Origin of the sequence: Agromyces sp. LHK192, from assembly GCF_004006235.1 — a bacterium.
In the GTDB taxonomy this organism is placed as follows: Bacteria; Actinomycetota; Actinomycetes; order Actinomycetales; family Microbacteriaceae; genus Agromyces.
The window spans coordinates 2820747-2834148 of record NZ_CP034753.1 but is presented as its reverse complement, the minus strand read 5'-3'; the positions used below and the strand labels follow the sequence as shown (position 1 = coordinate 2834148).

Annotated in this window: 14 protein-coding genes and 1 riboswitch; of the genes, 12 read left to right on the top strand and 2 right to left on the bottom strand. The window is 72.9% G+C overall.

Features of this window, described 5'->3' with window-relative positions; all coding sequences use genetic code 11:
* Positions 1-74: 74 nt before the first annotated feature.
* On the bottom strand, positions 75-662 hold the full coding sequence (locus ELQ40_RS12780) for a cysteine hydrolase family protein (RefSeq protein WP_127794031.1): 588 nt from the start codon (positions 660-662) through the stop codon (positions 75-77).
* 112 nt (positions 663-774) lie between these two features.
* Here ELQ40_RS12780 and pnuC point away from each other — a divergent pair, with 112 nt between their 5' ends.
* From pnuC to ELQ40_RS12720, 12 genes are all read left to right on the top strand, one after another.
* A complete protein-coding gene (gene pnuC / locus ELQ40_RS12775) occupies positions 775-1449 on the top strand; it encodes a nicotinamide riboside transporter PnuC (protein ID WP_127794030.1) in 675 nt (224 codons plus the stop codon).
* On the top strand, positions 1442-2590 hold the full coding sequence (locus ELQ40_RS12770; protein WP_240665788.1) for an AAA family ATPase: 1149 nt from the start codon (positions 1442-1444) through the stop codon (positions 2588-2590). Before pnuC ends, ELQ40_RS12770 begins: the two co-directional genes overlap by 8 nt.
* 9 nt (positions 2591-2599) lie before the next feature.
* Positions 2600-4171, top strand: a complete 1572-nt coding sequence (locus ELQ40_RS12765) for an AAA family ATPase (protein ID WP_127794028.1) — start codon at positions 2600-2602, stop codon at positions 4169-4171.
* On the top strand, positions 4168-4986 hold the full coding sequence (locus ELQ40_RS12760) for a hypothetical protein (protein ID WP_127794027.1): 819 nt from the start codon (positions 4168-4170) through the stop codon (positions 4984-4986). The genes ELQ40_RS12765 and ELQ40_RS12760 overlap by 4 nt, the downstream gene beginning before the upstream one ends.
* Positions 4959-6845 carry a VWA domain-containing protein gene (locus ELQ40_RS12755; protein WP_240665787.1) on the top strand — a complete coding sequence of 629 codons (1887 nt, stop codon included), beginning with the start codon at positions 4959-4961 and terminating at the stop codon, positions 6843-6845. Before ELQ40_RS12760 ends, ELQ40_RS12755 begins: the two co-directional genes overlap by 28 nt.
* Positions 6838-7479, top strand: a complete 642-nt coding sequence (locus ELQ40_RS12750; protein ID WP_127794026.1) for a phosphohydrolase — start codon at positions 6838-6840, stop codon at positions 7477-7479. The genes ELQ40_RS12755 and ELQ40_RS12750 overlap by 8 nt, the downstream gene beginning before the upstream one ends.
* Positions 7480-7546: 67 nt before the next feature.
* Positions 7547-8974, top strand: coding sequence for an AMP-binding protein (locus ELQ40_RS12745; protein WP_127794025.1), 1428 nt, complete (start codon positions 7547-7549; stop codon positions 8972-8974).
* Positions 8971-9267 carry an antibiotic biosynthesis monooxygenase gene (locus tag ELQ40_RS12740; RefSeq protein ID WP_127794024.1) on the top strand — a complete coding sequence of 99 codons (297 nt, stop codon included), beginning with the start codon at positions 8971-8973 and terminating at the stop codon, positions 9265-9267. The genes ELQ40_RS12745 and ELQ40_RS12740 overlap by 4 nt, the downstream gene beginning before the upstream one ends.
* Positions 9268-9314: 47 nt before the next feature.
* A riboswitch (guanidine-III (ykkC-III) riboswitch) is annotated at positions 9315-9381 on the top strand.
* A 17-nt stretch (positions 9382-9398) separates the two neighbouring features.
* Positions 9399-9728: a multidrug efflux SMR transporter gene (locus ELQ40_RS12735; RefSeq protein WP_127794023.1), complete on the top strand. Its 330-nt coding sequence runs from the start codon at positions 9399-9401 to the stop codon at positions 9726-9728.
* 187 nt (positions 9729-9915) lie between these two features.
* Complete coding sequence (locus tag ELQ40_RS12730; protein ID WP_205649341.1) at positions 9916-10395, top strand: hypothetical protein; 480 nt, start codon at positions 9916-9918, stop codon at positions 10393-10395.
* Positions 10389-10610 (top strand): helix-turn-helix transcriptional regulator, encoded by a 222-nt coding sequence (locus tag ELQ40_RS12725; protein WP_127794022.1) that lies wholly within the window; start codon positions 10389-10391, stop codon positions 10608-10610. The genes ELQ40_RS12730 and ELQ40_RS12725 overlap by 7 nt, the downstream gene beginning before the upstream one ends.
* A 45-nt stretch (positions 10611-10655) precedes the next feature.
* Complete coding sequence (locus ELQ40_RS12720) at positions 10656-11648, top strand: NAD(P)-dependent alcohol dehydrogenase (RefSeq protein ID WP_164863583.1); 993 nt, start codon at positions 10656-10658, stop codon at positions 11646-11648.
* Between the two features lie 9 nt (positions 11649-11657).
* Here ELQ40_RS12720 and ELQ40_RS12715 read toward each other — a convergent pair whose 3' ends face one another.
* Entirely contained in the window at positions 11658-13385 is a 1728-nt protein-coding gene (locus ELQ40_RS12715) for a dolichyl-phosphate-mannose--protein mannosyltransferase (protein ID WP_127794020.1), read from the bottom strand.
* Between the last annotated feature and the right edge of the window lie 17 nt (positions 13386-13402).

Here is a 13402-nt window from a genome sequence, read left to right as displayed (position 1 = left end):
TTCACGCTAGTCGGCGCGGGGGAGGCATCCGCCCGGTGCTGTAACGCGGGGCAACGGATACTGCATTCGCGAGGTCAGTTCGCCTCGTCGGATGCCGCGCCCGCTGCGGCGACCACCGATGCGGTGTCGACGACCTCGGCGAAGCCGCCGCCCGACAGGTTCACGGCCGTGGCCCGCGCCAGGTCGGCCGCCGCCAGCCGGTGCCCGTCGCCGCCGACGAGGTCGAACGTGTGCGTGGCGTCGAGCGGCACGACGACGCGGTAACCGAGGTTGCCGCCCATCCGCGCGGTGGTCTCGACGCACATGTTGGTCTGGATGCCGACGACCACGACCTCATCGATGCCGCGTCCGCGCAGCCATCCGTCGAGGTCGGGGTCGCCGTAGAAGGCGGAGTTGACGTGCTTCGAGACGAGCAGCTCGTGCGGGGCGTCGGCGACGACCGGCTTGAACGCGTTGCCGGGAGTGCCGGCCTCGAGCGGCGACCCGGCGCTGCGCGAGTCGTGCCGGACAAGCACGATCGGCCGGCCCGACGACGTCCACGCCTCGACGAGGGCGGCGATGTTCGCCTCGGCTCCGGGGTTGTCGCGGTCGCCCCAGTACGGGTCGTCGAAGCCCTGCTGGACGTCGATGACGATGAGGGCGGCGTTCGGCTGCAGGTCCATGCCCTCATCCTCGCCCACGGGGGCTGCGGCGCGCCCCTCGGCGACGGACGACGGCCGTCGATGTCCTGCCGGTCCGGAGGACCCGGGCCGGCGCGGCCCCTAGGCTGTCCCGGTGATCGAATGGCTGCTCGCGCACTGGACCGAGGTGCTCGGCTTCGCGACCGGTGCCCTGTGCGTCGTGCTCGCGGGCCGGCGCAACGTGTGGAACTACCCGATCGGCATCGCGAACAACCTCGTGTTCATCGTGCTGTTCGCGAGCTCCGGCCTCTATGCGGCGACCGGGTTGCAGGTCGTGTACCTCGCGTTCGGCGTGCACGGGTGGTGGCGGTGGACGCGCGGAGCCGAGCACGACCGCGGCTTCATCGCGCGAACGCCCCGACGCCAGGTGCCGTGGCTCGTGCTCGCCGGCGTCGGTGGCACCGTACTGCTCTGGTGGGTGCTCGCGACGTTCACCGACTCGCAGGTCGCGCTCGCCGACACCGCGACCACGGCCGCGAGCCTCGTCGCGCAGTACCTGCTCAACCGCAAGCGCATCGAGAACTGGGCGGTCTGGATCGCGGTCGACATCGCGTTCGTCGGGCTCGCGATCGCGACCGGGCTGTGGATCACGGCGGTGCTGTACGCCGGGTTCATCGTGATCTGCGCGGTCAGCTGGCGCTCCTGGCTCCGCGTGGAGCGCGAGCAGCGGCAGCAGCGCGGGAACGCACCGGACGGACCCGCCGGCGCTGAACAGTCGGATGCCACGGATGCCACGGATGCCACGGCGAGGGCCGCGACCGGTGCCTGAGTTCCGCCACGGCCTCGTCATCGGCAAGTTCTACCCGCTGCACGCCGGGCACTCGCACCTGATCCGCACGGCGCTGCGCGCCTGCGACGCCGTAACGGTCGAGGTGCTGGGTTCCAGCGTCGAGTCGGTCCCGTTCGAGGTGCGTGCCGACTGGGTCCGCGAGGAGCATCCGACGGCCCGGGTCGTCGCGGCGCTCGACGACGCACCCGTCGACTTCGCGTCGGATGCCGCGTGGACCGCGCACACCGCGCTCATCGCCGCGCTCGCCGACGGGTCGCCGGCCGGGCCCGTCGACGCGGTGTTCACGAGCGACGGGTACGGCGCCGAACTCGCCGAGCGGCTCGGCGCGGCCTGGGTGCAGGTCGACCCCGGCCGCCGGGTCAACCCGGTGTCGGGCACCGCGGTGCGCGCCGATCCTGCCGCGCACTGGCACGAGCTCGCACCGTCGGTGCGCGCCTCGCTCGCCGCGCGCATCGTCGTGCTCGGCGCCGAGTCGACCGGTTCGACCACGCTCGCCGAGGCGCTCGCCGAGGCGCTCGGCACCCACTGGGTGCCCGAGTACGGCCGCGAGCACTCGATCACCCGCGGCGTCGGCGCCGACGGCGGCCTCGACGAGCCGTGGCGCAGCGACGAGTTCGACCTCATCGTCGACCGGCAGATCGAGCTCGAGGCGGCCGCGCTGCGGCGGGTGCCCGCGCCGGTGCTGGTATGCGACACCGACGTGCTCGCCACCGCGCTCTGGCATGAGCGGTACGTGGGGCATCCGTCGCCGCGCATCGTCGACCGCGCGGCCGGCCACCGGCCCGACCTGTACCTGCTCACGGGCGACGAGATCCCGTTCGTCCAAGACGGCACGCGCGACGGCGAGCACCTGCGCCACGACATGCAGCAGCGGTTCCGCGACGTGCTCGCCGCCCAGCCGGTGCCGTGGCTCGAGGTGCACGGATCCGTACCCGAGCGCGTCGCCGCGTCCCTGCCGGCCGCGCGCCGGACGATGGCCGCGAGGCTCGAGTTCGCGCTGCCGCTCGAAGCCCGGTCGCAGGCCGAGCAGGAGGAGATCCAGCGGCGTTCGGCCGAGGCATCCGGCGTGCGCGCCGACCTCGACGACGGCGTCGACGTCCGCGTCGCACCCGGCGGATAGGCTGGCGCGATGTCGGATCGATGGCACAAGGTCTCCGCGTCCCCCACCGCCCCCGCCGGACCCGGTGCATCGACGTCGATCACGGCAGAGGACCTGTTCCTCGCGCCCGACGCGCAGGCCGCACCGCAGCTCGACGAGAAGCTGCGCCAGGCGTACTACTGGATCGTCAACCGGGCCGTGATCTCGCCGTACTACGACCTCGAGTTCTCCGACGGCGCACCCGTGACATTCGCCCTCGGCGACGCCGGGGCGGAGCTCAACCTGCCGAGCGACGCCTCCTTCTCGTCGAACGTCCTCATGCCGCTCATCACATTCGCCGTCGGCGGCAAGTGCCTCCTCATCGGCGGACCGGGACGCGGCAAGACCACCGTCGCCGTGCTCATGGGCGTGCTCGCCGGCTCGTCGCCCGACGACGTGCGCCGGGGCGTGCAGCAGGGGCATCCGCAGCTGGGCGTCAGCGACCTCGTCGGCATCCCGCTGCCGCGCGACCTCATGAACGCCGAGCGGCTCGCCGACATCCGCATCGCCTGGCGCGAATGGCTCGGCCGGCCGGTGAAGATCATCGACGAGTACAACCGGATCCCGACGAAGACGCAGTCGGCGCTGCTCACGATGGTCGCCGAGGGCTACGTCGAGAGCCACGACCAGATGCTGCGCACCAACGCCGACGGCGGGGTCGAGAGCTGGTACTTCACCGCCAACGACGACGCGGGCGGCGGCACGTTCCCCGTGATCCAGGCCCTGCGCGACCGCATGGACGTGACCGTGCCGGCGGCGGGCTTCAACGCCCACTTCTTCGACGAGCTGGTCGCCCGCGTCGAGGCCGGGGAGAAGCCCGAGGAGCACGTGCCCGACGAGCTCGTGTTCACGGCCGACGAGCGCGCGCGGATGCGCGCCGAGATCCGCGCGCTGCCGCTGCCAGCGCAGGTGCGCCGCCAGCTCGAGTTCTTCTTCGGCCAGTTCGAGTTCGTGCAGCACGGCGGGCGCCGGTTCGAATACCGCACGAAGGACACGGTCACGACCGCGGGCGGGCGGGTCAACGAGGTGATCGAGCAGAACTCGGGCGCCGACCTCGAGGCCGACCTCGGGGCGCAGACGCTCAACGGGCTGTCGGTGCGGCCGCTGCAGACGCTCATCATCTACGCGAAGGCGATGGCGTGGTTCCGCGGGCGCGACGAGGTCGGCCTCGACGACATCGCCGCGGTGCTGCCGTTCGCGCTGCGCGGCAAGCTGCTGCCGAATCCGACGCACCCGCGGTTCGACGTCGGCGCCGAACGCGAGCTCGCGACCGACCCGATGAGCTGGCTCGCCGACCTGTTCGCCCAGTCCCGCCGGCAGTTCGCGGCCCTCGGGCTCGGCGTCGACGACCCGGTCGTCGACCTGCTCGCACAGCTCGACGCCGGCCTCGACGGACTGTCCCCGGTCGAGGCGTCGCGCCGCATCACCGAGATCGAATCGCGCATCCGCACGATCGCGGCGACCGGCAAGCTGTACGGCCGCAACTTCGACGACCTCACCGCACTCAAGTACCTGCACCAGCGGTACACCGCCTACCTGCGCTGGGCGGAGCGGGCCGGATGATCGCGCGGCCGAGCGTGCTGGCCGACTCGACGTATCGCCCGCTGACCGAACCGGATGCCGCGGCCGAGGCCCGCGCCGTCGATGCGCTCGCCGCGGCCGGACTCGACCCTGCACTCGCCGTCGCGAACGTCGTGCGCCGCGGAGGCCGCGAGCGCGCGTTCCGTGCGGCGCTCGGTGCGGGCGTTTCGATGCTCGCCGACGCCGCCGACGGGCGCGTGACGACGGATGCCCCGGGCGTGACGCTGCGGCCGGCCCGTGAGGCCCTGCTCGACGTCGCCGCCCTCGCGGGCTGGCGGGCCGGGGTCGTGGCGTTGCGCGAGGATGCGCTCGCCCGGTGCGAGGCGATGCGCTTCGCGGAGGGGCGCGCTCGCGTCGCGGCCGCCGTCCTCGGGCTTGAGGCATGGGGTGCGTCGGCGGCATCCGGTGCCTCTGCGATCTCGGGTGCGTCCGCGGCGTCCGGCCTCGACGAGTTCCTCGATCGGCAGGCGACCGACCGGTACTGGTGGCCGGGTCGGTCGGCGGCGAACGGATTCGTGTGGAGCGTCGGGGGCTTCGCCGGATTCGGCGACGCCTGGGTCGCCCCGCCGGAGCAGTGGCATCCGCTCGACGCGACCGGCGGATTCGCCGTGTTCGCCGCCGGTGAGTGGTGGCGGGTCGACGGCGACGTGTGGGGTGGGCGATGCGCGCGGGCCGAGGCGGATGAGGCATCCGACCTCGCGCGGGACCGGCCGGCCGCCGTCGGGCTCCCGGGCGTGAACGTCGTGCTGCGGACCGACACCCACCTGGCGTGGCTCTGGACGCCGGAGCCGGGCTGATGGACGCCGGAGGCGGCGCGCTGGACGACGCGGCGCGCGACGCCTGGATCGCGGCGCAGGCGCTGTGGCGCGTCGAGATGCACGACCCGAAGCTGCTGCCCGGCGCCGGTGACGCGCACGGGGCCGCGGCATGGTTCGAGTTCCCGCCGGCGATCACCGTGGACCCCGCGATGCTCGAGGCGGACGGCATCGGCGGCGAGCTCGAGTCGGTGTTCGCACACGAACTCGGCCACCACGTGCTCTCCCCGAGCACCCGTATCGACTCGCTGAAGATCCGGCACCAGATGGGCCGCGCGCTCGTCGCCTCCGGGGGCGCGGAGGACCCGGCCAGGCAGGGCTACCTCGCGAACCTCTGGAGCGACCTGCTCGTGAACGCCCGCGTCGCCGAGCTGCAGCGCCGCGCCGCGCCCGACGAGGCCGAACCCGGCCTCGCGCGCATGATGCGCCTGATGTTCCATCGCTCGTTCGACGCGGAGGACCGCCTCTGGTGGGTCTACCGGCGTACGTACGAACTCCTCTGGCGCCGGCCGGCCGGCACGATGTGCCCGCCCCGGCCGCCGGCGCTTCCCGAGCGCGAGGCCGCGCCGACAGGCGCCGACCAGGCGCCCGTCGTTTTCACGGCCCGGACGCGCGAACGCTATGCCGAGCAGGAGCGCGAGCTGCAGGAGGCGCGGGCCGCCGCCGACCGGATCGAGGACGAGCTGATCGAGCTCGCGATGACCCGCCCCGAGCTCGACGCCGCGCTCGTCGCCGACACCGTGCGGACCTTCGCGATCGACCCGGTGTCGGGCGCGCTCCGCTTCGGCATGCTCGCGGCGCCGTACCTCATCGAGGTCGACCGCCTGCTCGGGCGCACGGCCGGTCTCATCGCGTTCGGCATGGGCGTGTGCGACGCCGACGACTCGGCGCCGAGCACCGAGGAGACGGGCCGGATCCTCGCGGACCGGCGGTTGCATGAGGCACCCGTCGATCCGCGCGACGCGGCGGCTCGTGCGGGCTCGTCAGGGCGTGCGAAGGATGGTGCGGGCGGGCAGGGCTACGGCACGGCCGACACCCGGGGGTTGTACAGCGTCGACGATCGGGCCGGCCTCGCCGAGCGCTACCGCCTCGACGCCGCCCGATGGGTTCGGCCCTTCACCCAGCGGCGCGACGCGCGGCCGTCGATCGAACTCCCCGGCCCGTCCGAGCTGTGGGAGGTCGGCGACGACCTCGCCGAGATCGACTGGCCGACGACGATGCAGGGGTCCATCACGCCGATCCCCGGCGTCACGACCCGTCGGCGGAGCTGGATCGAGGGCGACCCCGAACCGGTCGAGGCCAGCATCGAGCTCGACCTCTACATCGACTCGTCGGGGTCGATGCCGAACCCCGTCACCGGTTCGCCCGCGGTGCTCGCGGGGACGATCCTCGCGCTGTCGGTGCTGCGCGGCGGCGGCCGGGTGCGCGTCACCAGCTTCTCCGGTCCGCGGCAGGTCGCCGGGACGGAGTGGTTCGTCCGCGACCCGAAGCTCGTGATCGAGGGGCTCGCGACGTTCTTCGCCGGCGGCACCTCGTTCCCGCTCGACCTCTACGGCGAGCGGTACGCCAAGCTCATGTCGCTCCGCGAGGGCGAGCGGCGGCACGTGGTCGTGCTCTCCGACGAGGGTCTCGACTCGATGTTCGGCCGGTGGAACCCCGGCTTCGAGCACGTCGCGGCCGAGGTGCGCGCCAAGCTCTCGACCGGCACCCTGCTGCTGCTCGACCCGCGCCGCAGCGTCGAGGCGGCCGCCGCCGACGCCGGCTACGACGTGATCTACCTGGACTCGATGGACGACGCACCGGCCGCGTGCGTCAGGCTCGCGGAGGTGCTGCATGGTTGAACCCGACGAACGGCTCGCCCGCTGGACGCAGCGGGTCGCCGCAGACGCGGACGACCCGGTGCGGTGGGAGCAGCTCGCGCCAGGTCCATCCGTCGCCGCCGTCGCCTCGAGGATCTCGAGCGTGCCGCGCCCGTTCCTCGACGAGCGGGTGCAGCTGCCCGCGCTCGCCGCCGACGTGCTCGGCCGAACCGGGGCGACGCAGCTCTCGTGCCTCGAATACGCCGGAGATGCGGAGGTACGGCTGGGCGCGGCAATCGGACTGTGGGTGCTCGCGTCCGACGAACTCGTCGGGCCGCTCGAGCCGCCGCTGGTCGCCGCGAACCCGGAGGCCGCGCGTGCGCTCGCGATCGACGCGCTGGCGCTGCGCGTCGCGAGCGCGAGCGACCCGCTCGACTGGCTCGCCGACGACACCCGCCGGGAGGAGGCCGCCCGCACGCTCCTGCTCTGGTCGGGTCGCCTGCCCGCGGGCGAGGATGCGGAGACCGCGCGCTCGATGCTGGCCGCGATCGACTCGCTCGCCCAGAACCGGGCGCTGAACGAGGCGTACGCGGAGCATCGGCACCGCGCGGAGGTCGCGCGCCGCCTCGCCGAGGCCCGCGCCAAGGAGGCGGCCGCGAGGTACACGCGTGAATGAGGCGAGCAGTGAGTGAGGCGAGCACGGGGGCGTGCGCGGCCCGGCGGCATCCGTTCGGGGTGCCCGCGTGAGCGGACGCGACGAATCCGACCCGCTCGCCCTGGCGGAGTACACCCCGCACGTCGCCGCGGTGCTCGGTGACGACGAGCGCTGGCCGACGCTCGGTGCCGCGGGCGCCGAACGGCTCGAGCGGTTGCGGCGGCATCCGCACGCACCGACCTGGACGCACGCGACCGGCGACCGGCTCACGGCCGAGCAGGTCGAGCGCACGCGGCATCCGCTGCCGCTCGACGGCTGGCTGGAGGAGCACCTCGCCCGCGCTCGGCGGCTGCTGCACTATCGTGAGCGCCGCGACCGGGGTGGACTGGCCGAGCTGGCCGACTTCCCGACGATCTCGCGGGCCGACCTCGTGCACGACATCGCCGCGTTCGTGCCGCTCGACGCGGACTACGGGCGGATGCTGCACGGCACGAGCTCGGGCTCGACCGGAGCCGCCCTGGTGCTGCCCGACGACGTCGAGGAGGTCGCCCGCGGGTTCCACCTCCTCGTCGACCTGGTCCGCGCCGAGGGCGTCGACTGGCGGCCCGACGGCGAGCGGATGGCCATCGCCCACGTCGTGCACCAGCGCCAGGCGTTCACGTACGCCTCGGTCATCAGCGGGTTCGACCAGCGCACGATGGCCCGGGTCAACCTCCACCAGGGGCAGTGGCCCGCGGGCGCGACCCGTCGCGCGTTCCTGCTCGACCAGGACCCGCAGGTGATCACCGGCGACCCTACGAGCCTCGCCGAGCTACTGGCGCCCGACCTGCGCGACGCGGTGCGCCCCCTCGCCCTGTTCTCGGGCGCCATGGCCTTGGCCGCGCCGCTGCGCGCCGAACTCGAGGCGGCGTTCGGATGCCCCGTCTTCGACGTGTACGGACTCCACGAGACCAGGCCGATCGGGGTCCGCACGGACGACGGGCCGTTCCGCGTGCTCGGGCGGCGGGTGCTCGTCGAGACCCTCGATGCCGACGGCGCGCCCGTCGCCGACGGCGACGTCGGCGAGATCGTCGTGACCGCGGGGGAGAACCCCCTGCTGCCGCTCGTGCGCTACCGCACCGGCGACCACGGCAGAATCGTGCGGCTGCCCGACGGCGCCGTCGGCATCGCCGACCTCGAGGGGCGCGAGCACACCCGCTTCCTCGCCGGCGACGGGAGCCTGGTCGCCTGCGTCGACCTGACCCAGCTGCTCCAGGCGAACGGCGCGCACGGATGGACCGTCGACCAGGATGCCGCGGGCGACGTCCGCGCGACGATCGCCGGCGGCGACGCCGACGCCGCCGCGCGGGCGCTCGAGGCGCTGCTCGGTCGGCCCGTCCCGGTGCGGCGCGTGCCGCGCCTCGGCGACCTCGGGGAGGGCAAGCCCCGGCGATATCGGAGCGCGGCTGCGGCGGGGCATCCGGCGGCGCACCCGAATCGTCGCTCGGCGAAGCATCCGGATAGGCTCGCCCGATGATCCTCGAGCACGCGATCCTGCCCGTCGTCCCCGGTCGCGAGGGCGAGTTCGAAGCCGCCTTCGGCCAGGCGAAGGCGATCATCGCGTCGATGCCCGGCTTCGTCGACCTTCGCCTGTCGCGGTCGATCGAGTCGCCGAGCGAGTACCTGCTGCTGGTGCGCTGGGAGTCGGTCGAGGCGCACGAGCACGGATTCCGCGGCTCGCCCGAGTACCAGCGGTGGCGCGAACTGCTGCACGGCTTCTACGAGCCGTTCCCCGTCGTCGAGCACTTCGAGACCGTGCACGTGGCATGAGCCCGGGATTGCACAGCGTTTGAGCAGGCAGGTGCCGTAGTCTTCCGTGAATGCCGCAGCACGCGGCATCCGGACGAGGGCACCCAGTACCCGGAACGCGACAAGACTGGCACTCAGGAGAGTGAACCGTCATGTCGTGGATCATCCTCATCGCGTCCGGAATCCTGGAGGCCGTCTGGGCCACCGCGCTCGGCAAGTCCGAGGGCTTCACGAAGCTGTGGCCGTCGGTGATCTTCTTCGGCGCGCTCGCGCTCTCGATGGGCGGGCTAGCGTGGGCCATGCGCGACATCTCGACCGGTACGGCGTACGCGGTCTGGGTCGGCATCGGCGCGGCCCTCACCGTGGTCTGGGCCATGATCACGGGCGACTCGGATGTCTCGTGGGTCAAGCTCGCGCTCCTCGTCGGGCTCGTCGGCTGCGTCGTCGGCCTGAAGTTCGTCGACGGCGGCGCCGGCCACTAGCCACCGCGTTTCCCACCCGGCCCGCGGCCCCGCCCGGCATCACCCCTGCTGAGGTGACGGAGAACTCCCGGTTCGCCCTGCGCTGATCGGGAGATTTCCTGCACCTCACGGGCCCGCGGTGTAAGAAATTCTTGACACGGTGTCGAGAATCCCTTACCTTGAACGTGTCAAGAATCCTTGACATCGGATGCGTCGGGCACCGGGTCCCGACGCCGACGAGGCAGGGGAGCAGCGCATGTCGTACGAGGAGAAGGGCGTCTGGTCGTTCCTGGCCATCGCCGTCATCGGGTACGCGGTCTACCTCGTACTGGTGATCCCGCGGCTCGCCGGGACGCCGATCGGCGAGGTCGACTACGTGTGGCCGATGGTGTGGACCATCGGCGGCGCGATCGTCGCCGGCATCGTGCTCCGGATCCTGATCGAGGTGGTCGCGCCCAGCGAATCGACCCGGGCCGACCAGCGCGATCGCGAGATCGAGCGCGCCGGCGATCGGGTCGGGAACTCGATCATCGTGATCGGCGCGCTCGCCGCGCTGGTCATGGCGTGGTTCGAACTCGACTGGTTCTGGATCGCGAACGCGCTGTACCTGTGCTTCGTGATCTCGGGCATCCTGTCGAGCCTCGCGAAGCTCGCGGCCTACCGCACCGGGGGGTTCCAGCAATGGTGAAGCCGACCCGCGTGACCAACGCGATCCGCACCCTGCGCTTCGCGAACGGCGAGATGACCCAGGCCGAGCTCGCCTCGCGCATCGGCGTCACGCGCCAGACCGTCATCGCCATCGAGCAGGGCCGGTACTCGCCGTCGCTCGAACTGGCCTTCCAGATCGCGAGGGCGTTCGGGGTGACCCTCGACGCGGTCTTCCAGTACCCCGACGGGGAGTGAACGACCATGAACGAGACGCAGACAACGACAGCGACGGGGACCGCCATGCGGGCCGTCACGCAGCACCGGTACGGGGGCCCCGAGGTGCTCGGGCTGGAGGCCGTCGCGAGGCCTGTGCCGAAGCCCGACGAGGTGCTGATCGAGGTGCACGCCGTCGACATCGCCTCGGGCGACGTGCGCGTCATGCGGGGCGAGCCCAAGCTCATGCGGCTGTTCTTCGGCCTGCGCCGGCCGCGGGTGCCGACCGTCGGGCGCGACGTCGCCGGGGTCGTCGCGGCCGTCGGCGCCGACGTGACCCGCTTCGCGGTCGGCGACCGGGTGTGCGGCGAGACCGCGCAGGGCGGTTGGGCCGAATACGCGGTGCTGCCCGAGCGGTTCGCGGTGCCGATCCCCGACGGGCTGCCGTTCGCGGACGCCGCCACGCTCCCGGTCTCGGGCGGAACGGCCGTGCAGGGGCTTCGGCTCGCGGGCATCGACCCGATGGGCGGCCCGGGCGAGGCGCGTCCGAGGCTCCTCGTGATCGGGGCGTCCGGCGGCGTCGGCGGGTTCGCGGTGCAACTCGCGAGCGCGGCCGGGTGCGAGGTCGTAGGCGTCTGCAGCCCGTCGAAGTCGGAGCACGTGCTCGCGCTCGGTGCGCAGCGCACGCTCGATCGCGGCACCGCGTGGCCCGCCGCGGAGCCTGCCGGCTCCTACGACGCCGTGTTCGACCTCGGCGGAGGGCAGTCGCTCGGCGAGCTCGCACGGCTCGTGCGACGCGGCGGAACGGTCGTGCTCTCGGCCGGCGGCGGCGACGGGCTGCTCGGGCCGATCCCGCGCCTGCTCGGCGCGACGCTTCGGAACCCGTTCACGCCGGCACGACTGAAGCCGCTCGCCGCAGGCAGGGACACCGCGATCCTCGAGGACCTGCTCGGGCGGCTCGCCGCCGGAGGCATCCGCCCGATGATCGACCGGGTGATGCCGCTCTCGGAGGCCGCGCACGCGGTGGAGACGTACCTCGCCGGCGGCGTGCGGGGCAAGCTCGTGCTCGCCGCGCGCTGACGGCCGGGCTCAGCCCCAGCTGGGCAACCAGAAGTGCAGGCGTCGAACGACCGGATCGATCGGCATCCCGGACCAGATCGGGTAGAACCAGATGCTCACCAGCACCACGCCGACGAGGAACACGGCGACGGTCGCGATGCCGCGCTGGCGACGCCACGTCGGGGCGTCGGCCCGGCCCAGGATGATGCCGATCGCGATCGCCGTGCCGAGCACCAGGTACGGCTGGAACACGATCGAGTAGAACTGGAACACCGTGCGGTCGAGGTATCCGAGCCAGGGCGCGTACCCGGCCGCGAGGCCGAGCAGCACGACGCCGACCTGCCACTCGCGGTAGCGGGCGAGCCGGTACACGAGGTAGAACACGGCGACCGCGCCGGCCCACCAGATCAGCGGGTTGCCGATGCCCATGATCGACTCGGCGCAGACGTCGCCGCAGCCCGCGACCTCCCGGTAGTACATGTTCGTCGGACGGATCATGAACAGCCACGTGAGCGGGTTGGACTGCCACGGGTGGTCGCCGTGCACGCCGATGTGGAACGAGTACGCCGACTGGTGGTAATGCCAGAGGCTCTGCGCCCACAGCGGCACCCACGAGAACACGCCGGATGCCTGGTTCGCCGGGTCGTCGGCCCAGTGCCGGCTGTACCCGTAGTCGGTGAGGATCCACCCGGTCCACGACGCGAGGTAGACCGCGAGCGCGACGGGGACGAGCACGAGGAACGTGATCGGCCCCTGCTTCAGGATCGCGCCGCTGAGCCAGAACGGCACACCGGCCCGTCGTCGGGCGAGCGCGTCGACGACGACGAGGTAGAGGCCGAAGGCGGCGAGGAACCAGACGCCGGACCACTTCACCGCGCACGCGGCGCCGAACGCGGCTCCCGCTGCGAGCACCCAGGGCCGCGCCCACAGGGCGGGGCCGTACCCGGGTTCGCGGCCCGCCGCAGCGGCGTCGGCGAGCTTCGCGACGAGCAGGCGCTCGCTCCGGTCGCGATCGAGCACGATGAACCAGAACCCGAGCAGGGCGAACAGCATGAGCCAGTTGTCGAGCAGCGCGACCCGCGACATCACGATCGCGTTGCCGTCGACCGCGAACAGCAGGCCGGCGATCACCGCGACGATCGTGGTACCCGTGAGGCGCCGCGCGAGCAGCGTCACGATCAGGACGCCGATGGTGCCGGCGAGCGCCGTCGACGCACGCCACCAGAACGGGTCGCCGGCGCCGAACGCCGCCATGCCGAGGCCGAGCATCCACTTGCCGAGCGGCGGGTGCACGACGTAGCTGCCGTCGGTCTCGAACCCCGTGACGTCGCCGTCGGCGAAGGCCTCGTCGGACCCTTCGGGCCAGGTCGTCTCGTAGCCGTTCTGCCAGAGCGTCCACGCGTCCTTCACGTAGTACGTCTCGTCGAAGACGACCTGGTGCGGATGCCCGAGGTTCCAGAACCGCAGCACGGCGGCCAGGAGCGTCACGAGGAGCGGGCCGCCCCAGTACCAGAGCGCCCGACGGCGCGGCGGGGAGAGGGTGCGCGCCCACCACGCGTCGAGTCGCGTGCCGCGGGGCACGGGTTCGGCCGCAGAGGACTCGGATGCCGCTGCCGCCTCGGCCGGCTCGGATGCCGCCGCCGACACGGGCGCCTCGGATGCTGCCGCCCCCTCGGATGCTGCCTCTCCCTCGGATGCTGCCGCCGCCTCGGATGCCCGGGCCGTGTCGCGCGCGGGGGCGTCGGGGTCAGCAGCCATGGGCCAACCCTAGGCCA